At 38.3% G+C, this 23,955-nt stretch carries 20 protein-coding genes; 12 read left to right on the top strand and 8 right to left on the bottom strand.

The genetic code is table 11. The features are described 5' to 3' along the window. Nucleotides 1-77 precede the first annotated feature (77 nt). From C8N29_RS11640 to C8N29_RS11605, 8 genes are all read left to right on the top strand, one after another. On the top strand, nucleotides 78-1,043 hold the full coding sequence (locus C8N29_RS11640; protein WP_107866226.1) for a DUF932 domain-containing protein: 966 nt from the start codon (nucleotides 78-80) through the stop codon (nucleotides 1,041-1,043). A 107-nt stretch (nucleotides 1,044-1,150) separates the two neighbouring features. Further along, a complete protein-coding gene (locus C8N29_RS11635) occupies nucleotides 1,151-1,591 on the top strand; it encodes a DUF6878 family protein (protein WP_107866225.1) in 441 nt (146 codons plus the stop codon). A gap of 54 nt (nucleotides 1,592-1,645) precedes the next feature. Further along, complete coding sequence (locus C8N29_RS11630; RefSeq protein WP_107866224.1) at nucleotides 1,646-2,122, top strand: DUF6878 family protein; 477 nt, start codon at nucleotides 1,646-1,648, stop codon at nucleotides 2,120-2,122. A gap of 144 nt (nucleotides 2,123-2,266) precedes the next feature. Next, complete coding sequence (locus C8N29_RS11625; RefSeq protein ID WP_107866223.1) at nucleotides 2,267-2,716, top strand: DUF6878 family protein; 450 nt, start codon at nucleotides 2,267-2,269, stop codon at nucleotides 2,714-2,716. Then, nucleotides 2,700-3,515: a hypothetical protein gene (locus C8N29_RS11620; RefSeq protein WP_107866222.1), complete on the top strand. Its 816-nt coding sequence runs from the start codon at nucleotides 2,700-2,702 to the stop codon at nucleotides 3,513-3,515. The genes C8N29_RS11625 and C8N29_RS11620 overlap by 17 nt, the downstream gene beginning before the upstream one ends. Nucleotides 3,516-3,657: 142 nt before the next feature. Continuing rightward, entirely contained in the window at nucleotides 3,658-4,851 is a 1,194-nt protein-coding gene (locus C8N29_RS11615; protein WP_107866221.1) for a YqaJ viral recombinase family nuclease, read from the top strand. A 105-nt stretch (nucleotides 4,852-4,956) separates the two neighbouring features. Next, nucleotides 4,957-5,934 (top strand): recombination directionality factor, encoded by a 978-nt coding sequence (locus C8N29_RS11610; protein ID WP_170106972.1) that lies wholly within the window; start codon nucleotides 4,957-4,959, stop codon nucleotides 5,932-5,934. 24 nt (nucleotides 5,935-5,958) lie between these two features. Continuing rightward, entirely contained in the window at nucleotides 5,959-6,243 is a 285-nt protein-coding gene (locus C8N29_RS11605) for a hypothetical protein (protein ID WP_107866220.1), read from the top strand. Nucleotides 6,244-6,306: 63 nt separating this feature from the next. Here C8N29_RS11605 and C8N29_RS11600 read toward each other — a convergent pair whose 3' ends face one another. From C8N29_RS11600 to C8N29_RS11585, 4 genes are all read right to left on the bottom strand, one after another. Further along, nucleotides 6,307-6,615 (bottom strand): type II toxin-antitoxin system RelE family toxin, encoded by a 309-nt coding sequence (locus C8N29_RS11600; RefSeq protein WP_107866219.1) that lies wholly within the window; start codon nucleotides 6,613-6,615, stop codon nucleotides 6,307-6,309. Continuing rightward, on the bottom strand, nucleotides 6,605-6,844 hold the full coding sequence (locus C8N29_RS11595) for a type II toxin-antitoxin system RelB/DinJ family antitoxin (RefSeq protein WP_107866218.1): 240 nt from the start codon (nucleotides 6,842-6,844) through the stop codon (nucleotides 6,605-6,607). The genes C8N29_RS11600 and C8N29_RS11595 overlap by 11 nt, the downstream gene beginning before the upstream one ends. Before the next feature lie 218 nt (nucleotides 6,845-7,062). Next, nucleotides 7,063-7,953 (bottom strand): dienelactone hydrolase family protein, encoded by an 891-nt coding sequence (locus C8N29_RS11590; RefSeq protein WP_107866217.1) that lies wholly within the window; start codon nucleotides 7,951-7,953, stop codon nucleotides 7,063-7,065. A 129-nt stretch (nucleotides 7,954-8,082) separates the two neighbouring features. Then, a complete protein-coding gene (locus C8N29_RS11585) occupies nucleotides 8,083-10,632 on the bottom strand; it encodes a DNA phosphorothioation-associated putative methyltransferase (protein ID WP_204509345.1) in 2,550 nt (849 codons plus the stop codon). 201 nt (nucleotides 10,633-10,833) lie between these two features. Between C8N29_RS11585 and dndB the strand changes: the two genes are divergently transcribed. The 4 genes from dndB to dndE are packed head-to-tail and all read left to right on the top strand — an operon-like array spanning nucleotide 10,834 to nucleotide 15,876. Next, complete coding sequence (dndB, locus tag C8N29_RS11580; protein ID WP_107866216.1) at nucleotides 10,834-11,916, top strand: DNA sulfur modification protein DndB; 1,083 nt, start codon at nucleotides 10,834-10,836, stop codon at nucleotides 11,914-11,916. Then, nucleotides 11,916-13,538: a DNA phosphorothioation system sulfurtransferase DndC gene (gene dndC, locus C8N29_RS11575; protein WP_107866215.1), complete on the top strand. Its 1,623-nt coding sequence runs from the start codon at nucleotides 11,916-11,918 to the stop codon at nucleotides 13,536-13,538. The genes dndB and dndC overlap by 1 nt, the downstream gene beginning before the upstream one ends. Next, on the top strand, nucleotides 13,535-15,529 hold the full coding sequence (dndD, locus tag C8N29_RS11570; RefSeq protein WP_107866214.1) for a DNA sulfur modification protein DndD: 1,995 nt from the start codon (nucleotides 13,535-13,537) through the stop codon (nucleotides 15,527-15,529). Before dndC ends, dndD begins: the two co-directional genes overlap by 4 nt. Next, nucleotides 15,529-15,876: a DNA sulfur modification protein DndE gene (gene dndE / locus C8N29_RS11565; protein WP_107866213.1), complete on the top strand. Its 348-nt coding sequence runs from the start codon at nucleotides 15,529-15,531 to the stop codon at nucleotides 15,874-15,876. The genes dndD and dndE overlap by 1 nt, the downstream gene beginning before the upstream one ends. A gap of 56 nt (nucleotides 15,877-15,932) precedes the next feature. Here the strand turns inward: dndE and C8N29_RS11560 are convergent, their stop codons facing one another. From C8N29_RS11560 to dptG, 4 genes are read right to left on the bottom strand one after another with little or no spacing between them, the layout of a single operon-like run. After that, nucleotides 15,933-17,144, bottom strand: a complete 1,212-nt coding sequence (locus C8N29_RS11560; RefSeq protein WP_107866212.1) for a DGQHR domain-containing protein — start codon at nucleotides 17,142-17,144, stop codon at nucleotides 15,933-15,935. Beyond that, nucleotides 17,141-17,590, bottom strand: a complete 450-nt coding sequence (locus C8N29_RS11555) for a hypothetical protein (protein ID WP_107866211.1) — start codon at nucleotides 17,588-17,590, stop codon at nucleotides 17,141-17,143. The genes C8N29_RS11560 and C8N29_RS11555 overlap by 4 nt, the downstream gene beginning before the upstream one ends. Beyond that, nucleotides 17,577-22,649: a DNA phosphorothioation-dependent restriction protein DptH gene (gene dptH, locus C8N29_RS11550; protein ID WP_107866210.1), complete on the bottom strand. Its 5,073-nt coding sequence runs from the start codon at nucleotides 22,647-22,649 to the stop codon at nucleotides 17,577-17,579. The genes C8N29_RS11555 and dptH overlap by 14 nt, the downstream gene beginning before the upstream one ends. Continuing rightward, nucleotides 22,630-23,955, bottom strand: a complete 1,326-nt coding sequence (dptG, locus tag C8N29_RS11545; RefSeq protein WP_107866209.1) for a DNA phosphorothioation-dependent restriction protein DptG — start codon at nucleotides 23,953-23,955, stop codon at nucleotides 22,630-22,632. Before dptG ends, dptH begins: the two co-directional genes overlap by 20 nt.

Raw genomic sequence — 23,955 nt, 5'->3', positions numbered from 1 at the left:
TGTTAATGCGTCTCATTTGCTTTTAACTATACTTTATTGATGATGGTTTTTTATCTTTCATTTTCGGAGAATTTATCATGTCACATTTAGTCGAATCGATGGCTTATGTCGGTACAACCCCATGGCACGGTTTAGGTAATCATTTAGAAGAGCAGCAGCCCTTGGAAATCTGGGCTAAACAAGCTGGTATGGATTGGTCAATTCTAGAAGCCCCTGTCCGTTTTATGACAGGTGATGAGCAAACCTCCTCTATCCGTACCTTTGCCGATAATAAGGTGTTGTATCGTTCAGATACAAATGCTCCCCTGTCAGTCGTCAGTCAACGTTATCAGGTGGTTCAACCGCGTGAGATTTTAGAGTTTTATCGCGATTTAACCGAAGTCTCCGGCTTTGAATTAGAAACGGCAGGGGTGTTAAAAGGCGGTCGTAAGATTTGGGCATTAGCGAAAACAGGTCAATCCATGAGCTTACGCGGTAACGATGTGACTAATGGTTATTTGCTGTTGGCTACCGCTTGTGATGGCACATTAGCCACAACCGCGCAATTTACCAGTATTCGGGTGGTGTGTAATAACACGTTGGCCGTGGCTTTAAATGGTCAAGGTCAGGCCGTGAAAGTTCCGCACAATACCACCTTTGATGCGCAAGCGGTGAAAAAGCAACTCGGTGTTTCTGTCGCTGCTTGGGATGACTTTATGTATCGCCTAAAGACCTTAAGTGAACGTAAAGTCAAAAGTACGGAGGTGGATAAGTTTTATGCCAAAGTGTTTGGTGATGCCGCAATGAAAGGTCAAGCGAGTATGCAATCTTTTGAACGCACCATGGCCAAAGCAAAGACTTTGTTTGAGGGTCAAGGTTTAGGGTCAGATTTGTCATCTGCTAAAGGGACTGCCTTTGGTTTATTAAATTCTGTCACGGAATTTGTTGACCATCAGCGTAAGGCACGCAGTATTGACCATCGTTTAGATTCGGCATGGTTTGGCCAAGGAGCAACTATTAAACAACGTGCTTTAGATGAGGCGTTACGCTTGGTATCGGCTTAGCTTATTCAGTTTTATTTAATTCTACTGCCTTATTTTATGTTTCTTAAAGCACGGTGACTGTGGTGGTCATCGTGCTTTTTTTATGCCGTTTGATTATTGGAGGCATCATGCTCTTTCACAATTCACAAGCGATGACGGCTTTATCCACCAATCGGCAACGTGTGCTAAACGCATTACAAGCAGTTGAAATAAATGAAGTTATCATCCGTTATCGTGGTAGTAGTGATGAAGGCGATATTACGGAGATTGTTATTCCTTCTCATGATGACCAATCCCCTTCCGCACTACAAGATCAACTTTTGGCGTTTAGCTTTGTTCGTGGCACATACCGTTATGGTGCTTATCATTACTTTTTAGTCGATAAACCCTTGTCATTAGAGGAGGCATTACGTGTGTTTACGATCATGTGGGTTGATCTTCATCATGCTGGTTGGGAAAACAATCAGGGTGGTGAAGGTGTCATGACCATCAATAGCTTAAACGATCAATTCTTATTGGTTCACACCGATTATTCAATCCCATCAAATGACTATCGCTATTGTCTATAGCTGTTGCCGATTGCTCTATTAGTTTTTTATTCAAATTTTTCATGGAGAACAACCATGCCCGAGTATCATAATCCCGAAGCTATTACGATTATTCAAGCTAATCGTGATTTGTTATTACACACCATGCCGTCATTAGGTATTAGTGAAATTACTATCGAATACGAAAGCTATGCTGATTCAGGTGATGTCACGGCCTTAAAGGTCTTTCCTGAGACTCAGTTAACACACGTTGACAAATGCCAACTGCCCTACCAATTCTTAATCCTAGCACGTAATACACAAGGTCAGTATTACAGTGCAGGTGAAGTCCAACAGGTGTCGATGCGTGTAGCCTTGTGTGATTTTGCCTTAAGCTGTTTAGGCATCAAATACCCTGATTGGGATACCGAAGAAGGGGCTGAGGGCAAAGTGATTTTAGATGCCGATGAACAGCGTTGTGAATTAATTCATACCCAATTTTTTATGGAATATGCCCGTCATTCTCCCTATCACGATGCGACACAACCAGCGGTCAATAATACGCTGATTTAGTGAGTTTACTTGCCTTTTCCCAGTGATACTTTTTTAAAGTTATCCGTTGTTATGCCTTGATTTCATCCGCCCTGTTGCTGTTTAGCACAGGGCTTTTTTTATGCCCTTTTTTCTTAATTATCGTTATTAAGTTGGAGTTTTATCATGATGGGTTACAGTCCTAAATCTTTCGAGGCGGTGCGTGCTAATCGTCAACCGCTATTAACTGCTCTTGCTGCCTTAGCCATTACGCAATTAGTGGTGCGTTATGAAGGCGGCGGCGATTCAGGTGATGTCTGTGAATTAGAGATTTTTCCTGAATCATTAGCACAAGCCAATATTGCAAACACGTTAAAAACACAGCAACTCACGTATAACTGTTTAGCAGGTGAATATCAAGACGGTGAATACCGTTACTTTTTACAGGAGCAACAATCTTCAATTGATTCGGCATTACGTGATTTTGTACTAACGTGGGTTGATGCTCATCATGGGGGTTGGGAAAACAATGATGGCGGTTCAGGGACGATGACCATTAACGTCTCTGAGGGAACCTTTCGTTTAGAGCATACCGAGTATTATACGGAGTGCAGCAATTATGAATACGATTTATAAGGCTGATTCGGGGTGTGTTCCATCCACACAAGAGATTCATATTTCGCTTGGGGCTTATGGTCGTTTAACTCATCAACAAGCGATTCAATTGGCTTTAGACGTTACACCACGAGAGCCTTTACTCGGTTATCTATCGACGAAACGCTTACAAATTTGTCCACAGAATTTGGGGCAATTTACCCCTGAATTGGCGTTGCAATTAAAAGCCGAATTATCTCACATTGAGTTTCGCTGTCATGCCAATGTCCATATCGAAAGACAGCACAAAATCGTTGATATAGCCGATTGGCCACATGAAAAAGATTGGTTTAAACAGATGGCGCATTTATCACACGTGTTGGATGCACCTGTTTATACCGCTCATGCAGGTAAACGCGGTACTTGTTCAGTGGCAGATGTTTTACAGTTTACTCAAGAAATTGAGGATTTATTTGGCATACCAGTCGGTGTTGAAGGTCATTACCCGACACCAAACGGTAAACATCATTGGTTAATCAGTACATGGCAAGAATATCAACAACTACTCGAATCGGGGGTGAATTACGCCTTAGATTTGTCGCATTTGAATATTTTGGCAGTACAGACGAATCATGTGGAATGGAGTTTGGTACATGAACTACTCAGCAGTCCCCACTGTTTAGAAATTCATCTCAGCGACAATCACGGTTATGGTGACCAACATTTACCGCTGAGTAACCCTCATGCGTTGCCGTGGTGGTGGTCATTACTGAGTTCGACTAATCCTAATGCAACGATTTTTTCAGAAGGTAGGCAACGTGTGCCAATCGCTTTGGCTTAATACTTTCGCGGTGATTGGCTGAAATATTCTTTTTACGCCATCAACAATCAGCTTCTTATCATCCCTCATTCAACACAATTATTTTCATTCACTCAAGCATAGTCTGTCATGCAGGCTGTGCTTTTTTTATGTCGAGGTTTTTATGGAATATCAACATACTGAACAATCGCCATCAACTTCATTGGCGGTTGTATCACATCAACCGCTGGCCATTGGTACAGCTACGCCTGTTAATTCAGACAACTCCCTGTCTTTAACCGTACTTCGTGAGCAATCCACTAAAACCCACACCCACACTGCCAACGCGATTCGTTTAATCAACACCAAAGGCTTAAGTCGTAGCGAATGGTTAGCTGTGCGTAAACAAGGTATTGGCGGTAGTGATGCAGCGGCGGCTGTGGGTTTAAATCCCTATCAATCCCAGTTGGAATTATGGATGATTAAAACAGGTCGTTTTACCGAAGAGTCCTGTGATGAGTCTGATATTAATCACAGCCCTTCTCAACATTCTTCGGCAACACCCGATATAGAGTCAAAAATGTATTGGGGTCAGGTTTTAGAACCGATTGTCGCCCAACATTACACCAAAGTCACAGGTCGTAAAGTGCGTAAGGTCAATGCGATTCTGCAACATGCCGATAGTGATAAATCATGGATGTTAGCCAATATTGATTATCGGGTGATTGGCAGTGATGAGGTGCAACTACTGGAATGTAAAACCGCTGGTGAATATGGGGCAAAACTGTGGAAAGACGGTGTACCTGAATATGTGCAATGTCAGGTACAACATCAATTAGCGGTAACTGGCTTACAAGCCGCCGATGTTTGTGTGTTGATTTGTGGTCAGCAATTAAAGATTTATCGCATTGAACGCGATGAAGAGTTAATTGCCAAATTGATTGAATTAGAGCGGTTGTTTTGGCAGTACGTGCAAAGTAATACCACGCCTTGTGCCGATGGCTCTGAATCGTCAGGCGTTGCCCTACGCTGTTTGTTCCCACAAGACTACGGTCAGACGGTTGATTTTAGCGACAATACCCATGTTTCTAGCTTGTTTGACTCCCTCATCAACACACGCAAGCAACTCAGCTTTTACCAACAACAAGAGGAATTTTATAAACAACTGCTACAACAGAATCTCGGTGAAGCCAGTTATGCCCAATTTGCTCAAGGCTCTTTGTCATGGAAAAAGGCCAAAGACTCAGTTTACCTAGATACCACTGCCCTCGCTAAAGACCATCCACAACTCTGTCAACAGTATCAGCGCAGCAAAGTCGGTAGCAGACGCTTTTTAGTCTCTGAACGGCCTGTCGCAAATGCCAAAGCCAGTGATTAAATACTGACTAAGGATTAAGTTCTATTAACTCAAATCGATTTCACCCTCACACGGCATAAAGCCCTTGTATCACGACAAGGGCTTTTTTATTTTTTGGAGAACATCATGATTAAAGGTTTAGCCATCACCCCACCGATTATCGGTCGGATTAGCATTGGTAAAATTGTCGAAAAGAACGGTAAACGTTTACCCGAAAAGGATGACCAATTTACCTTAACCACCCAAGTACAGCATAAAGACGGCTGGTTACTTCATCCCTTAGATGAACAACTCCGCCAAACACAAACCACCAACAACGGTAAATTACGCACCATTCCTGTTCGCCTATTATTTAATTCGCCTAAATTAAACCTACGAGCGGAATACAGTTTATTCGATAGACAAACAGGCAGACCATTATGTGTAGGTAATGGGGAGACGTGTCGGCGATATACACCACAAGGCATTCAACAATTACCCTGCCCTAGTCCCGAAGCATGCGACTTAGCCCGAACAGGTCACTGTAAACCGTATGGTCGTTTACACGTTATTGTCAATGACGAAGAAGATATTGGCACGTTTATCTTTAGAACCACAGGTTTTAACAGCATTCGCACGTTAGCGGCACGTTTGAGTTATTACCAAGCCATCTCAGGAGATTTATTAGCCTGTTTACCCCTGCAATTAAAACTCCGAGGTAAAAGCACGACTCAAAGCCATCGCACAGCAATTTATTACGTGGATTTAACCCTACGAGATAACCACACCTTAGCCGAAGCCTTGCAACAGGCAAAAACCCTGAATCAACAACGACAAGAAATGGGCTTTCAGCAACAAGCCTTAGACCAAGCCGCACAAGCAGGATTTAACAACGCGCAATTTGAATTTAGCGAAGAAGAAATTCCTGAGTTGTTAGAAGAATTTTATCCAAATCCTGATGATGATAACTCGGCACAAGGTCAATCGACTTCAACCACCAATACTAATGCCAACAACCCAAACCTTTCAAATAACACCAGCAACATCAACTCTAAAACCGCCAATGGTGTTTTAAAGCAAAAACTCGGTCAGCGTTTACAAGCGCAAACCATTTCCCCTAATTAACCCTAACTTACGCGGAGAATTATCATGTTACTGTGCGTTAATCCTTTATTTTCACTCGGTCAAACCGTTGCCACACCCCATGCCCTTGAACTTTTAGCCCAACATAATACATCGTGCTTTAGTTTATTGGCTCGTCATCAATCAGGTGATTGGGGCAATGTTCCTGCCGAAGATGCCTTAAGCAATCAACAAGCGATTGAACGTGGCTACCGTATTATGTCGGTTTATCCTTTGAAAACAGGCAAAGTATGGATTATTACTGAGGCTGATAGGTCGGTGACTACGGTGTTATTGCCAGAGGAGTATTAAAGCGCGGCATAAGTAAAGCAGTCTGCCCTTGTATGGGCAGGCTGCTTTTTTGCTTTATTTGATTTATTTTTTTGGCGGCTCTAAATCGCCAAGTCGTTGATTTGCAGTGTTATAAGCTTCATTAGCTTCACGTTTACCTACCGCAACAACAAACACAACTACCTGCTCATCTTGCACTTGATAAACCAGTCTATAACCTGCTGACCTCAATTTGATTTTATAACAGTTAGCCATACCCGAAAGTTTATTAGCTGGTATATGCGGATTTTCCAAAACTTGTACTAATTTATTTTTGAATTGTTGCCTGATGGTTGCACCTAATTTTTTAAATTCCTTAAGTGCACGTTGGTCAAACGCTAGCTCATAGGTCATCTAGATTAACCCGTAGAGGCTGAGGATTTTTTAACCGCTCTTGTACAATAGCAATAAGTTCGGCATCTTCATCCGACACCATGATTGCTTTAATAGGCAGCTTACCATTATCTGCAATATAGGCTAAAAATTGACGCATCGCATCTGAGGGTGATATACCTAATTGTGCTAAGACCGAATAGGCACGCTCTTTCAGCGCATCATCAACTCGAATATTAATATTTGCCATCTTGAAACTCCCACATGTATTTCATGTAAAGCATTTTGCTTTACAGACAGATTGTGTACTGATGGCAAAAAAATTCAAGTTAAAAAACTGTCTGCGCCTTAAAATGCTAGTGTACCAGCGAAAATCATGCACTCTTTTTTGATAACATCAATACAATTGATGCTAGGTATTGCACACGCTATACGCTACAAAGGTCAATTTTAAACTGTCCTTGGCAATCAACTTAATTTTTTATTTAAAAAAGCAAGCGTGCGTTGCCATGCAAGTTCGGCATTTTCTTTGTCGTATCGGGCGGTCGAATCATTATGAAAACCATGTTGAGCATCTTTATACATGTGCATGGTATATTCCACTTTATTGGCTTTTAGGTCTTGCTCATATTCAGGCCATGAATCGTTAACGCGTTTATCCTGTTCGGCGAGGTGAATCAACAGCGGTGCTTTAATATTTTTTCGTAAGTCTGCACTGGTAGGCGTTCCATAAAAAGGTACAGCCGCACTCAAAAGCTCTGCATCAACGGCGGCTAAATAATTGACGATATATCCGCCAAAACAAAAGCCAACTGCCCCTAACTTACCATTGCTGTGAGGATGCGATTTTAAAAAGCGTGCGGCAGCGACAAAATCATGGCGAATTTTGGCTTCATCCATCGATTTTTGCATGGCACGTCCTTCATCATCGTTTCCCGGATAGCCCCCTAAAGGAAATAAGGCATCAGGGGCAAAGGCGATAAAACCCACTTTTGCCAGTCGTCTTGCTACATCTTCAATATAAGGGTTTAAGCCACGATTTTCATGGATGACTAATACCACAGGACGTTTGGCGTTTAAGTCTTTAGGGACAACAAGATAACCTCGGCCTTTGCCATGTCCATCGGGTGAGTCAAACTCTGTGTAGGTTGCTTTTATGGCATCATCATTAAACGAGACTTGTTCTGCAAAGGCATAATTAGGTAATAAAGCAGCCGTTAACACACTCATCGAAAAACCGAGAGCCGCTAACCCACCGAGGTTTCTCATAAAGGTACGTCTATCAATTAAGCCATGTGCATATTCATCATACCAATCGAAGGCTTGTTGAGGGATAGGTGTTGATTGTGGCGTGTTCATCGCTGTCTCTTTTCTAATAGTTTACGCTTTTACACAATAACTCATAGTCGTAAAAATGAGGATAGTCAAAGGTCAGACAAGACGAATAGTTACTATTATGACTGTTTGGCTTAGTATCTATCAGAATATCTAACTTTTATTTTTTGTATCCACCCACTTTTTAGGCACTAATCTTCCAGTTTCTGTCAAACGCATTTCAATAATTTCTTTTTTATTTTCATAGAGATAATTATAGCTAATATGAATAGGTCTATTATCACCATAAAAATAAAGCCTATCAAAAATCAAATTATCCTTAATCCATTCAACAACCTCTAGCATATTTTCATCTTCAATCACAAAATCTACGGCGGCTCCCAGACGTTCGCAAACATACTCATCTTTTTTATTTTTTTCGTGTGCCGCGTGTTGGTCTAGCTTTGGGGCGATACGACTTTTAATATGCTTAGTTAAGGCAGGAGAAGCAAAACCATAGGTCAACTTAATCATGCCATAATAATCAATTACGGGGTCTAATATATTTTTGGCTAATTCATACAACGCGGTATAACTATCAGCTTGTAGGGGATTATTGCTGATTTTTATTTTTTGCCATGTTTCACCACATTCAATTAAATCCCTATAAGTGAAATTGCCTCCACAATCATCGTCAGGGCTAGGGACTAATTGACTACGTATCAATTGATGGTCAATAACCTGCCAGCGAGCATCAGCTAAAACTTGATGGAATACGCTGGGCTTTGGCCCATATCCACTAAAATCGAATAGAGATAAAGACTCTAGTTTTTCATCAAACTCAAGTTGGTCGGCATATTCAACATGATCCTCATTCAAGTATTTAGACTTAAAGTACAAATATGTTGGTTCATATTCTTCGCCATACTCAAAATAGTCAAAATCTTGCACCCTTAGCTTAATTTTGACTCTCTCCATGAGCTTAGGCAAACGGGCTGAAAAATCGTCGTAGCGCATAATGCTTAACTTGCCGCTATGTACATGAACCTTAATCATATCGGCACGGGATATATCACCATACAACATGGCACCACAGCCAATGTAAACTCTCAGCATAGGCGGCAGCAGCTCTACATTGTCAGAAATCACATGCAAAGCTTTTTCATTATCGTAAAACCCTACCCCTTTTTCACTGGCTTGTTTACAGGCTTTTTCTATTGCGGCGGTGTCAGCCAAAGCAAATAAAAGCTTTTTGCCTTGAGTAATTGCTTGCTCATAATCACCAAAAAATACTTTAATGTCACGCTGCAAACCCAGTTCTAAATGACGGTAAGGTTTTTTTCGGCTAAAACTGTACAAGGCGAAATAAACCAACAAATCATCCAAACGGTTATTTTGCGCCTGTAACAATAAGTCTTTGTCTGTTTCTTCCAGCATGAAACGAATAGCTTTAGGGAAGCTACCAAAGGTTTGCTCAAGCATATCAACATCTTGAACTTCATCTTTGTATGGTTGACGGCCTAGTGTCAGCCAAACCAATCGAAGATTTTGAATGGCCGTTAAACGCTCTTGGTAACGTTCTTCGCGTTTTGAGGGTGGTTTAATGGCTTTCTGACGCTCAACTAGACGTATTAATTTAGAACGGCTACGTTGTCTGCCCGATTGAAACTTTTGCTCGGCATAAGCATCTTTAAAAACAAAAAATATCCCCACACCTACCGCAATTGCATCTGCACTTAAGGTATGGTCAATGAATTCTTTTAATTCTGCTTGAGTGAAATATTTTTGAAAGGTATGACGCGAGGTTAAAACACCATCTTCAAATTGCTTTCCTTTAAATGAGTTTTGGTTGTAAATCATTGCTGAGACAACCAACAACTCCTTACAAAGATTGTATGCGCCCAACAGAGCTTGTCTTCGCTCATTAATATTTTCAATCACATTAATGACAAAACCTAAGTTAACAATGTCAGATTCAATCTTGGGGCAATTAGGCGCAAAATAAGGATCCCAACCATTAGCCGCTATAGAATTAGCTTGTAGATTTCGAACATCATCTCCTTTACCACAGCCATAATCAAACACTGTTTTTTCTTGATTAAAAAAGCCAAAGCGTTCTAATAGTTGCATAGGTGCTGATAAGTTATAACGTGTTAATGCCGTTCTATGCCGTTGTACAATAATATTCTCAACATCAATTTTGTCATCAGCATTTTCAGGACTATTATCTTGCTCATCATTACCTAAAGGAATTAGCGTATGATCAACCAGTTGATAGCCTTTTTGAGCGATTAATTGAGACCACGTTTCTTTGAAACCAATAATCTTTGGTTGATCAAACAAGCCCAATAACTCAGCAGCTTGAGTTAAGGATTGATACTCACTGATTTTAGGATGATCAACTGGCAGAAGTAATTCTTTTCTATGCAATATAGGTGGATTACGCGACTCATCGTAAGAGCGGCAATTGACTGTTTTTGCAATCAAGTCAACCGTGTAACTAGACCACAATGAGGGAAAAGGATTATCAAAAAACTGTGAGTAGTCTAACAAAGAAATTTTCTGACCATCCTCAGCATATTTAATGACGTTATAGGTTTGCATTCCTTCTAAATGGGCCAACTTAATCGCTTCTGCTACATGTGCTTGTACATGACTCGGCTGTTGACATAACAAGCTTTCATGCCAGTAATAGTGATTTAAAACCTTTTTGCCTTGTATCACGTTGTATTCCACTATCTAAAGTCAAAATTATTTCTAAAATTTATAGCCATTACTTACACGAAAAATCATGCTTAAATTTAAATTACGTTATTTTTAATAACGTAACACGATCACATTACGTTATTTTTTGGTATAATATACAGTATATACGTTATCTTAAACTGCACTAGGATATTCTCTTTGCTCTATAGGGAAAATAAAATGAACAACCTTGACTCAGACTACTGTTATTCATTTCCTGCTGTCCGTGGTGTGCAAGCTGGTCGGCCTTTTTATATTGCCACTTGTCCACTACGAATCATTCCTAAAATTTTCAGCTTTGATGAAAATGAAGTGCCACCTGAATTACGGGCGCAACGCACTTTGAATAAATCACGTATTCCTGAGATGGTGCGTTATATCTTAGATAATCCCAAAGACTATGTTTTCTCAGCTTTAACCGCCTCTATTAATGTAGATGTTAAATTTGACGAACATACCAAATCTAATAACTTAGGAATGCTACGCATTCCGCTAGATGCACAAATTCTTATTAATGACGGCCAACACCGACGTAAAGCGATTGAGGAAGCTCTCGCTGAACGTCCTGAGCTTGGTCAAGACAACATCCCTATCTTATTTTTTGTTGATGAAGGTTTAAAACGCAGCCAACAAATGTTTGCTGACCTTAATAAATATGCTGTCAAACCCAGTCCTTCTTTAGCAACACTGTATGACCATAGAGACCATAATTCTGAATTAGCTCGGCATTTAATTAATCATGTAGAACCATTTATGGGTTTTACTGAAATGGAAAAATCAAACATTTCAACGTTGTCCAATAAACTATTTACCTTAAGTAGTATTAAGCAAGCAACAAGAGCATTACTTGGCAAAAGCTCAAAAGATACTTACACCGCAGAAGAAATGGCTCTTGCAACAGAGTTTTGGCAGCTTGTTTATCTTAATATGCCCGATTGGCAAATGGCCATAAAAAAAGAAGTTTCTACTATGCAACTCCGCCAAGAATATTTACATGCTCATGGCGTAGGGCTTCATGCTATTGGTTTATTAGGCAGAACATTACTTTGTGAACGCCCTGATCACTGGCGAGATGATTTAGTTAAACTTAAGACTATTAATTGGCGTAAAACAAATCCTGAATGGATGCGTAGAACGATGCCTCACGGTAAGTTAAGTAAAACAACTGTCGCCATTCACTTAACCTGTAATGCGCTTAAGCAAGCACTTAACATTCCCCTTAGTCCAGAAGACACCCTCATTGAACAACAGGTTATTAAATAATGAGTGATTTATTACAGGCTTATGATTTATCCGATTATGAAGACTATATTAATCAGGAGAGTTTTGCTGGCCGTCCTTTAGCAGAATACATCTCTGAAGTTCAACGTATCTATTGTTCAGATAAAAGGCCGTGGGTTATTGGTTATAGTGGGGGTAAAGACTCTTCTGCTGTGATGACATTAGTCTATTTAGCCCTTTTAGGATTGCCACCAGAATTACGAAATAAACAAGTTTTTGTTATTTCTTCCGATACATTAGTAGAAACCCCTGTCGTTGTTGATCTTATTAGTCGCACAATGGCGTTAGTAGAAAAAGCAGCTAAGCGAGATAAGCTTCCTATTACTTGTCATTCCGTTATACCCAAAGTTGGTGAGACTTTTTGGGTCAATTTATTGGGTAAAGGATACCCTGCACCTACAAAAAGTTTTCGGTGGTGTACAGAACGGATGAAAATTCGCCCCATCAGTGAATTCATTAAAGATAAAGTCAGTCTTTTTGATGAGGTTATCGTAGTTTTAGGTTCTCGTAGCAGTGAAAGCATTTCTCGGGCGCAGGTCATAGCTAAACATAAAATTGATGGTACTCGATTGGCTCGCCATACAACACTTGCTAATGCTTTTATCTACACCCCTATTGATACATGGAATGTAGAAGACGTTTGGCGGCTACTACGCGGAGCTTTCCGTTATACATCAGATATTCCAGAATGGGAAACACCTTGGGGAAGTAGCAATCTCCCATTATGGATTCTATATATGGATTCATCCAATCAAGGCGAATGCCCTTTAGTGATTGATGACAGTACCTCTTCTTGTGGTAGCTCTCGTTTTGGTTGTTGGACTTGTACCGTTGTAACCAAAGATAAAGCGATGGAAGGTTTGATCCAAAGCGGCGAAGACTGGATGCTTCCTTTATTAAAATTTAGAGATGTATTAGCAAATACAACATTACCAGAGCAAAAGGAAATCTATCGGAACTACAAACGACGTATTGGCAAAGTCAGCTACCAATATGCTAAGGAAGGTGAAGACATTAGTGTAGAACGAAAGCACGTCCCTGGCCCTTATTGGCTAAAATATCGTCAGGCATGGCTTAAAGAGTTATTACAAATTGAATATACACTCAATCAACAAGGCCATAAAATTACTCTAATCACTAAAGATGAGTTACATGCCATTAGGCAAGAATGGATTAAAGACCCCAACGAACCCGATTGGAATGATTCCTTACCCCAAATTTATCGTGAAGTATATCAGCAAGATTTAGAATGGATCGTTAATGATCAATCACGATTTGATTCATCTGATGCTGAATTATTACGTCAAATAGCTGGCGATTATACTATTGAAGCCGAAATGGTGATGAAGCTGATAGAGCTAGAAACCTCACTGGAGGGCTTAGGCCGTCGTAGTGGGATATTTGATCGTATTGAAAATATCCTTAAACAAGATTGGGGTTCTTTAGAAAAAATCGAGCAAAAACAGGCCATGCTCCAAAAAAGAAATGAACTTGATTTACATCAAGCAGATATTGACTTAATAGAGTCCGAACTTAATGTTATCCAAAGACAGATAGATAACATAGCCGAAGCGAATTTAATCTTGGGGCATACAGGACTATGATCATTAAAAAATTGGTGCTACATAATTTTCGTGTTTTTCGTGGCACACATGAAATCGATTTATCACCTCGTAAAGAAAAAGGATTATCTAAGCCCATTGTATTATTTGGCGGTCTTAACGGTGCTGGAAAAACATCAATTCTAACAGCGGTTCGTTTTGCACTATATGGCCGCCTTGCCTTTGAACATTTAGTAAATAATCAAGATTATATTAATCAACTTAACGAACTGATTCATAATGGTATAAACAATACTCAAAGCCCCAAAGAAGCCTCAGTGTCTTTAACATTCACTTATAATAAAGATGGAAAAGAATCAGAATTTACGGTCATTCGCAGTTGGGAACGTGATAAAAAAGACCAACTCTTTTTACAACAAGATGGAGAAGCTCTAACCGAGTTAAACTACGATCAATGTCAAGGTTTTTTGAATGAGCTTATTCCTAGTGGCATTGCAGATTTATTTTTCTTTGATGGTGAAAAAATCTCCGCTTTAGCAGAAGATGAATCAGGTAAAGTGTTGCAAACAGCCGTACGCCGATTACTCGGCTTAGACCTTGTTTCTAAACTTCGTAATGACTTAGTTATTTATTTAAAACGCCAAGATGCCAAAGGTTTAGGCAAAAACTTTCAAGAGCAATTGATACAGTTATCTCAATCAAAAGAAATGTTTAGCCACCAAGCAGAGCAATACCGTTTTGAGGCCGATCACATTAAAATCAACATCGAAACCTTAAAAGCTGATATTCGCACTCAAGAAGCAAAGCTATCTGCTCAAGGTGGAGCATTTGCCTATACCAAAGCACAAGAACAACAAAAGGTTAATACGCTACTTAAAGAGAAGGAGCAGTTAGAAAAAGAAATTCGCCAAGAATTTGAAGGCACACTTTCCTATGCTCTTGCTCCGACTGCTCTCTCTAAGTTGCTAGCTCAACTTGATGCTGAAAGTATCATTAAACAAGAAAAATCCGTGTCAAAAGAACTAAAGCTTTTTGCCAAAACATTAAGCAAAAACCTTAGTCGTCACTATGCAAAAATAGAAACAGAAGTCGAAGAGTCCTTAAAAAAATATTTGCATGATCATTTAAAAACGGCAAAAACCAATATCATCTTTGATCTTTCTGAAAGAGAAACAAGCGCAATTTCACATGCTATTAACAACGACAGCGCAAAGTCATGGCAGACTTTTAATCAGGCTCGTAATAAATTAGCAGAAGTAGAAATTGAACTAGAGAATGCCTCTACTAACATTCAACGCGCACCTGATGATGAGCAACTACTTGATATATTTAAAGCAGTACGTGAGTTAGATGCAAAGCTACAACTTGAAACGCAAAAATATATTGCGCTTCTTTTAAAGGCCAAACAAGCAAAACAAAACGAACTGAATTGTGCGCGGCAAATTCAAAAACTTCACGATCAGCACAAAGCGGAGTATGGCTCAAGCAGTGCGATTGAACACGCTCAAGAAACCATTCGTTTACTAGATGAATATGCCGAAGCTCTTACTGAGTCTCGTGTACAAACCTTAGCTGCTAATTTTACGCAGGCTTATCGAAAACTTGCTCGCAAAGAAGATTTGCAAATTTCTGCAAGAATCAACCCTCAAACTTTTGATGTTGAATTAGTTAATGAAGATAGTCTCGCTATTCAACGCAAATCGTTATCGGCTGGCGAAAAACAGATTTATGCTATTGCAATCTTAGAGGCATTAGCAAAAACATCAGGTCGTCATTTGCCTGTGATTATTGATACTCCATTAGGTCGATTAGACTCTAAGCATCGTGATAAGCTTATTGAGTATTATTTTCCTCATGCCAGTCATCAAGTTATTATTTTGTCTACTGATACCGAAGTGGATGAACAGTATTTTGCCGAACATTTACAGGCACATATTTCACACTCTTATCAAATCAATTTTGATGGTGCGGCTAAGTCGTCTTGGTTGACAACTGGTTATTTTTGGGAACAACGTTGTTTGGAGATTAGTTAATGTTACCTAACAGAATGCAATTGACCCTTCAAACCGAAGACCAATTAAAAAAGTTAAAAAATGCTACAGGTGTTACACCTAATGTTTCGGCTAGATTAGCGTTTTTTCGTTCTATTGAGACTGACTTTCGCTATCAAAAAAATGATCGTAAATTAGATGGTGGTTTAGTATTAGACAAATTTACTTGGCTTGGTGATACTCTAACAGTGACTGAGTTAATGCTTGATTTTTATTATCCTGAGCTGAGTAGCAAGGATAAAATGAAGGCATGGGCAGCACATGTTGAAGATGGAATTGCTGCCCTACGTAATCATCGGAGTTTAAAGGACTTTGCAGGCTCTTTATAGCCTGCATTGAGACTTAATAACTATAGAAATAACTTTCTATAATGGAGATGGCCGTATTAATTCATATCTTTAAGAAACTTTTGATAATCCTGATAATCTTTGTTTTGAATAAGCTCATTTAAAGATTTGTAATTAAGCAAAATAAAACAAACATTTTTTATTCTTGAGGCTCCTATACCTGATGCCGTAAAAAAAATGTCAGAAAAATCTACCTTCTCCAAAACAGATAATGCCTTTTTAGTTTTTTCATAATCAAAAGTACTATTATTATCAGAAAGACTTCTTTTTAATAATTCAAAAAGAGACTGAAATCCAACACTTTTAAACAAATAACTATTCGGTTTTTGCTTATCTCCTAAGACCTGATAGATAGCCTCAAAGTATTGAAAAATAATACTTTCTATTTTGGCATCCTGACCATCTAAATACAGCTGTCTTAGAGGTGTGTTTTTTGAGCCATTACTTAAACCATTCCTCCCTTTTGTGTTTTTATAGTTCAGTAGCTCATCACGATCTGACTTTGGATTAGTTGTTATTAATTTTAAAATACCATCAACTATAGTCGCTAATGATACAATCCCCTCTGCTTTTTCGCCATCAATCGATGCACCAAGTTTTATTTTTCCTTTAAGAAATGAGTGATGTGCATTCATTCTTCTTGCAATATATACAGCAAGTTTTTCAGGAGACCATTTCGCTTTGGGTTCATCCTCTAACTTGAAGCCATAGAGTTCATATGCAAGACTTTTATCGACTTTCTTCTGATTAATATTAATTGTTGCAAAAATATAAGCATGGTATGGTGCTGGGAGGTCAATAAAAACAGAACATAAAAGAGGCATTGTTTTCCTTTCTGAATGAGAAAATCCAGAAAGTCTGTGTTGACCATCTATAATAGTTACAACTTTATTTTTAGATGGAATAACAAGCTCATAGCCATCACTCTTTTCTTCTATCCTCCATCGACTTGCATTATCCTCAATTAAGCTCCCATCTTTATCAATATTTGCACCTATTATTATCGCATTAGGAAACGTTGCTTCTGTGCTATCTATAAATCCTCCAATATCGTCACTTCTTTTCTCATCAAGTTTTCTTTGATTTCCGCTATTTAAAGAAAGAATACCATCTAAAAAATCTTTTCTCTTATAGTCAGCTCTCGTACTGAACGATACATCACTAAGAAACTTTGCATCCATACATACAGCATAAAACACACCTATAGGTTGCTCTACTTTTATAGCAGGCAATCTTATTTCCTGTGTCATACCTCACCTCCTAATGAGTTTTTACTATTTACAATATTATACTTAGAATGGTTTATACGATCATAAAACCAAGTAAGAACCACCCAGAACAATCCACAAAAGGCCAATAAATAACTACGTGAAGAGACTGACTTCCAGAGAATTAAAACTGATACAAATATGCCTATAATTACAATAAGTTTATTCAAATCGCTAAGCGTTTCATCACCAGATGACTTAGTGAAAAATCTTGAGTCAAATATAACTGCCAATGTCGCTAATCCAAATGTAAAGACTGACTTTGGCTCAATGAGTGAAGTATCCCAATTTGCTAAGTATGGAAGCCAAAATCCAGCTCCACCACAACATATAACGATAAAAAATTCTTTATAAAAATAAACGTCTCTCAGAGCTTGAGACTCTCGTCTTTTCAATGATTCGCGAAAGTCCTCTCTAGAAGAAATCATTATACTTCTCCACTTGCAAAATCTCCCAAAATGCCCTATCTCGCATCTTTTTCACTTGCTTATCACCATCAATATAAAGGCTATAGTGCTTATCAAGTTTGCGAATAGTTTCCATTAATTGTTCTTGTTCAGATTTATCATCTTTATTAAAAATAGCCTTAATATCAGCATTTTTAATCTCTGACACACGGTGAATAACCCACGTTAACACATAAGAAGCATAATTATTATCACCTGTTTTAAAGTGTGTAATATCCTGCGTAGATAAAACAACACCTACACCATATTCACGCCCTTCTTTCAAAATTTTGCGTAGGCTAGGAAAGTCCTGAGACATAAAATTATCCGCCTCATCTACCAAGATCATCTTAGTAATTTGCCGATAATCACCCTGCACTTTTGGCTTACCTTTTTTCTGCATCTGCGAATAAAACAAATCTAATGTGAGAGCCACAATTAGATTTTGTACTTCACTTGGATAGCCTGCTAATTCTATAACCGTCACACCTGACATTAAATCGTACAGGCTAAGCATTTTCTCAGGGATCGTTTCAAAAATCTTAAAGCGAGCCAATTTTGATAAAGCTGCATACAAAGAGTCTTCATCAATTTTTTCAGCAGACAAAAAACGTTGCCAAACATCTTCAATCGTGGGTGCAACAAGTCCCCACGTTGAAGAATCTTCTGCGTAAATTCCAGCCGCTTCGTAGCATTCCAAAATCAGATTTTCTAATTTAAGTTGTTGCTTTTTACCAAGACCATAAGCGCGTGTCATCGTCTCGGCAAACCCAGCGGCAGTATGCACAGGTAACATTGGCGTATCGCCATACAAACTTAATGGGTTATATGGCAACTTAAACAATTTGAATTTCTTTGCACCTGTTGCCGCTATAAAAGCATCATCTACATAGTCAGATTTGTAATCAAAAATCAGAATGCCAATAGGCTCACTATTCACATTACAATGCTGATTCCGCATTAACTGGGTAATCACCGATTTAGTAAACTGAGTCTTTCCTGTCCCCATTGTGCCAATGATACCTGTATTAGTATTCATAAACTTGGCAGTATTGGTTGGCTCCCAGTAAAGTGGTACTTTGGTAAACGAATCATGACCAAATAAGATTTGTATTGGCTTTTTTTCTTCCACTGGCACAACAACAGTAACAGGCTTTACTTCTGCTTCATCTAAAGCTGTAGAGATTGTAGCTGATATAGCCTCACTGGCGTTTGCTACAGTGTTGGCTTTAAGAACATATTCAGAATTAATTTTATACGTTTTCACCAACTCAACTAACGCATTATCATCAGTTATATTTAGCGAAATTAAAGACGGTAACAGTGAGTAAGGCAATTCTATTTGCAAAATATTATCGTTGCTTAATTTGTAACTTGGTTCAAAACAAGTATCATTTTCAACATGAGCTAAAACAAAACCATCAACATAATCAGGCACGCTTGAAACATGATATTCACCATTTAGCCACCATTCGCGACGTAAAAGTAACGCATCCAACTTTTGATGACTAATCATTTGGTATAACTGAAACTTTTCAACCTGCATCAAAACTTGACGGATAAACAAACCACGATATAGACGCGATGCTAAAGTCTTTGGTTGTAATACCTCTTCTATTAAGTATCGTTTCAGCTCTTTTGCTTGCTGACCTGCATAAGCATAATCAGGACGAACACCAGTTTTAACTTCTAGAGGCAACAAATAGAGTGTATCTTCTTTAAACCCCACAAAAAGTACATCATCAGAAATGGCTCCTTTACGATAGCCATGAACAGCGCGAGAAAATTCACTATCGTTCATCTTTAATCCGACATTACCTGAAACGCGAATAATTTCAGCAACTGATAACGGAATCCAACTAATATCCGACTGACAAAGTAATGCGCTAACAAACTTATACCCACCAATAATGCCATTTTTTTCTTTACGGTCTTTTGGCGGAGCGGTTAGCATTCTCAATAGCCATTCACCATTAAAGGCATTAAACTCAGAAAGTAAGTTATCAATAGCAGAGCCACCACTCTCTTTATATAAGAGTCGTTTAAATAAATCGACTTGCTTAGTCACAGTGATCGCGTCATAACCAGCGGATGTCGTATATTGATCTGAATAATGAATCAGAACTACATCTTTTTGTGTTGTAAAAAAATCTAGTGTCACTTTGGGATCAATAATAGTTGTCCATAAGGCACTATCGTAAGAGCGTTCCAATAGTCCTTCAAAGTCTGTACTGACCGCTAAACCAATCCCATTGCCCAAATAAGGTGTATTAGCTTGCTGTGATGGCTGCCAAAGATTACCAAGTAAAGCGGCTAAACGTAATGCTTGAGAGTGATGTTCGACTTGGCGTAAGCCAAAGCTAGTAAAATATGCACCACCTTTGATTTCAGATGCCTCGCCTGCAATTAAACCGCCACATAACACACCACTTAAGGCTTCATGCGTATTAATTAAGCGACAATCGACAGGTAAATTATTTTTAAAGAATGCTAAATGAGCATAAGCAAGTTGGTCATTTTCCTTGGGAATCGTAAATTTACTATAAGTGAGTCGGCTTCTAATAATATCAATTAATAAGTCAGCCTCTCCACGAAAAGCACCGCTATTAATTGTCAACCAATCCTTTAATTCATCATAAGAGGAAGTCTCTGAGAACCGATCAAATTCATTACGAATAAGCACGTCATCATAAAAGTTCACATGAATAGAAAATGCTTTTTCTTTACGCTCTTTAAAATACTCCATCAACCCTAAAAACAACTCAGCAGCAACACCTTGATTTATAAAATTAATAATCAATGTGCTTCGAGAACCCACACTAAATAGACGTGAGTAAGCTCTAGTAAACTCATCCAATTTATCTCTGACTAGGCGTTTAACATAGTTGTAACTCACTTGTTTTTGCGGAACAATTTCGAGCCAAAATGTATTTTCTTTGACAGGAACAACATGCGCAAAATTTGATTCTTTGTGATATACAAAAGGTAAAAGCCCCGAAGGCACTAAACGGTCTAAAGTCACTGACGGTAATTTAGTAAATGAAGAATTTCCATCTGCATCTCGATCATTATTAATCTCACGTACTAATTGAAGATAATATGCCAAGACTAATGGATGTATAGGGCTAATACGCTCTCTATCTGCTTGCTTGTGTATTCCTATTTTTAATACTTGCTTATGTTCATTTTTCAAAACGTCATTTAGCGGAATTGATAGCAAATACTCTTCATAGGCATCTAATACACTTTGAACAATGCCACAAAACCCACTGCCCCACGCAACTAGGCTGGGTAGTGTTTTGTATTGGTCGAGATATTTGAATAGAGTGTCATAAGTTTGGTACAAAGTAGGAGAAATAGCTTGAAGATCATCTATTGATAATTGTTCGGAATCATTAATGTATAGCAAACGCTTGCTGACCATATCCGACTCAAAGGCCAATAAACTTTGGCGAACACCGACTACAAGGCTTTCGGAATTATCAATAATGATTTTATTTTTAGGCCGATTATATTCAGCGTTGTAATCATCAGTCAGTAATTTGTGAAAACGATCTTGATCAAATAATAATGGCGTATTGACGCTATCTTCCGCAGCAGGGCCTTCAATATTAAGTAATAGTGTTTGCTGACCAGAGCAAACATTGAATTGTACAGTATCAGTTTGATTCGCCAAGTCCTCAAAATCAACTATGCTGTAATCTTCTAAGCTAACGTTATTTATAGCACCTTCCGTAATAGCATAAACATCATCACCATCTGCTTTAATACGAAGCTGATTGCCTTCAATTAATAAAGTCATCCACGCCTTTGCAGAATCAATTCTGAAACAATTTTTAATTTCCTCTAAATAAAAACGATCTTTTTCTACTAAAAGACATTTGAATTTACATTCTTCTGAGCGATTTTCCCTCTTAATATCAATACTGATAAAAGTTGGCTCTCCCGTAAATGGTACTTGTATTTTTACCCTGCACCGTTTACCACCTGCTCGATTAACTTCAGGTATAGCTTTAATAGATGGTGACTTAATTTGCACTTGCTCTGCTTTAAGATCATTACCTAAAAAAGTCAGTACCAAGTCTATACTTTGTTGATTTTGGGGAATTTGAAAAAGTAAACTACGCTCTTTTAAACCTGCCTTAGTTTGGCTTTTTGCTCGCTCGTAGAGGACAGCATCAGCTATCTCGGCGGATTCAAATAAAAGCTTCTGTACTTTATTTGCATTTATCTCATCAAGATATTCTTTAAATTCTAAAGACTGCCAATTACTCTGGTCTTCAAAATGCTCTTTAATAAATCTTGGACTAAAATCATCCAGTGTTTTTTCTAGTTGGTCTGCATAATGTTCAACATCATGCTCAATTCTATTATAAAGATTACGGTTCTCATCTAAACGACGGCGTACCTGCTCTGTTTGACCTGCCATATTTAACAGAATAGGATCATTAAAAAGACCAAATGTATCTAGTTTTAAGCTGTCTTCTATAATTGCACTAAATAACGGTGAAAACCCAAAAACAGTTGCCCCCTCTTCGATAATTAGCTCAAGCTGGTCTTCAAGCAAACATTCATAAAGTGATCGTTTATCACTACCACTTTGATGTATTTGCTCTCTCAGTACCTTTGCAATAGTTTCTGGACTCCAAACTGAGCCACATGCACCAACATCTAATGCACTATTTATCAAGGTATCCAACATGCTATTATGGATAATAAATAAAGCACTATGCTCAAATACTCCACTACGGCCTGCTACTTCATCGCGAAGGTAAGAAATATAATTTTCGGTAAAACCTTCCCCATCTGAATTATGTAAAACAGGGATAATTTGCACACCCGAACAACTTAAAAATGGTAATTTTACGTTATTAATCTCAATGTATTGATTATCCGCTCTTCTCAAAAAAGCGTCATATAACGCTAAAGAGTTTTCAGTATTTGGTGACTTAAATTGATAGCGAAACCCTGCCTGTATATCTTTGTTAACTTCATCAAGAAAACATTGTACTAGGTAATCATTATATTGTTTTGCGGACATATACTGCATCTCCACTGTCACTCATACGTGCCACATTTCCCATCCGCTCATAAAAATCAACCAAAGCCTGCTGCGATTGCTTGTCTAAATAAAACCCTCTTCGCTCAAACTCTCTCATCAAATCATTCATGAGTAACTTATCTTTATTACCAATCGATATATTTGTCAGCAACATTAACTGATCTTGATTTAGCACTAGTACCTGACCAGACCTACCTCTTGACTGAATAAAATCACTACATAGCTCTTTTAAAGCTCTTGTATATTTTCCATTAATTTCATGGCGTGATGAGGTTGATACCTTAAATTGCTCAATTGCCAAGTCTATTATTTGTTGAAAAGCTTCAGAAGTCGATGCAGCTTGCTGATGCTGCTCAAGCCTAGTTTGACCTATACGATCAACAATAAATATTTCTAGGTATGTGTTAATATCTGTCAGTAATCTATCCTGATCAGCGTAATTAATAATGTCTTGATATACTTGCCAAAGTGGACATTTATATTCATCAAACTGCAAGTTTTCTAATGCCGATAAAACAGGAAAGACTTGCTCAAATGTATCTACTAAAAGTCTGTATCCATATCGTTGAGGTTGTGTTCTTTCTGAACTAGCCTTTTCTGTGTCCAAAATAAAATATAATGGTTTGCTTACAGGCTGCTCACATTTCCAGTCTTTTATATTTAACGATAATTGGGAGCAATACGCAAAAGCATATAATTTAAGCAAATTAGTCAATTCTTGTAGTAAATACTGCGGACGTATAGCCAAAAAAGATAAATCACTTTGAAAGGCATGAGATAAATATGGTAGATAGGCTTGTTCTCTTGCAGCATCCACATCGTACTTTTCTAACTTATTACCAAAAATTGTTAATATCTCATGCTCAATAAAATTATGCTTCTGTACAAGTTCATCTTTTAAAATCAAGTCACCCATGAGATTTGAAAATAAGTCACTCATGCGAAAATTAGCAGCACCAATGTCTTTTTTCTTTTCCCCTTGACGTTGCACTTTAAACAATAAAAATAAAGGTGAAATTTTACAAATAGACTCCTCAGTAAAATACATTCTATTTATTACATCCCAAAAATTTGGGGAGTCTATTAATTTTGACTGTAATAATAATTTGCAGTCATTTCTAAACTGATCAAATTCATATTGCTTTATTTGCTTTCGCAAAGCATGGCTCAATACAAGTCCTGTAATAATGTCCCAAGCAAAATCATTTCCTTTATTACGAACAGGAATATATGAACTAGGCTTATTATTACTGGTAAGACTTAAAACCTCTGGAATAGGATACAT

This window comes from Agitococcus lubricus (assembly GCF_003051055.1).
Classification (GTDB): Bacteria; Pseudomonadota; Gammaproteobacteria; order Pseudomonadales; family Moraxellaceae; genus Agitococcus; species Agitococcus lubricus.
The sequence above is the reverse complement of the archived record's forward strand: the minus strand, read 5'-3'. Positions and strand labels throughout refer to the sequence as shown.

What these genes read in the sequence shown, in the direction of transcription:
- C8N29_RS11640 (WP_107866226.1), top strand. Translation starts at nt 78, where the DNA reads ATGTCACATTTAGTCGAATCGATGGCTTATGTCGGTACAACCCCATGG.
- C8N29_RS11635 (WP_107866225.1), top strand. Translation starts at nt 1,151, where the DNA reads ATGCTCTTTCACAATTCACAAGCGATGACGGCTTTATCCACCAATCGG.
- C8N29_RS11630 (WP_107866224.1), top strand. Translation starts at nt 1,646, where the DNA reads ATGCCCGAGTATCATAATCCCGAAGCTATTACGATTATTCAAGCTAAT.
- C8N29_RS11625 (WP_107866223.1), top strand. Translation starts at nt 2,267, where the DNA reads ATGATGGGTTACAGTCCTAAATCTTTCGAGGCGGTGCGTGCTAATCGT.
- C8N29_RS11620 (WP_107866222.1), top strand. Translation starts at nt 2,700, where the DNA reads ATGAATACGATTTATAAGGCTGATTCGGGGTGTGTTCCATCCACACAA.
- C8N29_RS11615 (WP_107866221.1), top strand. Translation starts at nt 3,658, where the DNA reads ATGGAATATCAACATACTGAACAATCGCCATCAACTTCATTGGCGGTT.
- C8N29_RS11610 (WP_170106972.1), top strand. Translation starts at nt 4,957, where the DNA reads ATGATTAAAGGTTTAGCCATCACCCCACCGATTATCGGTCGGATTAGC.
- C8N29_RS11605 (WP_107866220.1), top strand. Translation starts at nt 5,959, where the DNA reads ATGTTACTGTGCGTTAATCCTTTATTTTCACTCGGTCAAACCGTTGCC.
- C8N29_RS11600 (WP_107866219.1), bottom strand. Translation starts at nt 6,615, where the DNA reads ATGACCTATGAGCTAGCGTTTGACCAACGTGCACTTAAGGAATTTAAA.
- C8N29_RS11595 (WP_107866218.1), bottom strand. Translation starts at nt 6,844, where the DNA reads ATGGCAAATATTAATATTCGAGTTGATGATGCGCTGAAAGAGCGTGCC.
- C8N29_RS11590 (WP_107866217.1), bottom strand. Translation starts at nt 7,953, where the DNA reads ATGAACACGCCACAATCAACACCTATCCCTCAACAAGCCTTCGATTGG.
- dndB (WP_107866216.1), top strand. Translation starts at nt 10,834, where the DNA reads ATGAACAACCTTGACTCAGACTACTGTTATTCATTTCCTGCTGTCCGT.
- dndC (WP_107866215.1), top strand. Translation starts at nt 11,916, where the DNA reads ATGAGTGATTTATTACAGGCTTATGATTTATCCGATTATGAAGACTAT.
- dndD (WP_107866214.1), top strand. Translation starts at nt 13,535, where the DNA reads ATGATCATTAAAAAATTGGTGCTACATAATTTTCGTGTTTTTCGTGGC.
- dndE (WP_107866213.1), top strand. Translation starts at nt 15,529, where the DNA reads ATGTTACCTAACAGAATGCAATTGACCCTTCAAACCGAAGACCAATTA.
- C8N29_RS11560 (WP_107866212.1), bottom strand. Translation starts at nt 17,144, where the DNA reads ATGACACAGGAAATAAGATTGCCTGCTATAAAAGTAGAGCAACCTATA.
- C8N29_RS11555 (WP_107866211.1), bottom strand. Translation starts at nt 17,590, where the DNA reads ATGATTTCTTCTAGAGAGGACTTTCGCGAATCATTGAAAAGACGAGAG.
- dptH (WP_107866210.1), bottom strand. Translation starts at nt 22,649, where the DNA reads ATGTCCGCAAAACAATATAATGATTACCTAGTACAATGTTTTCTTGAT.
- dptG (WP_107866209.1), bottom strand. Translation starts at nt 23,955, where the DNA reads ATGTATCCTATTCCAGAGGTTTTAAGTCTTACCAGTAATAATAAGCCT.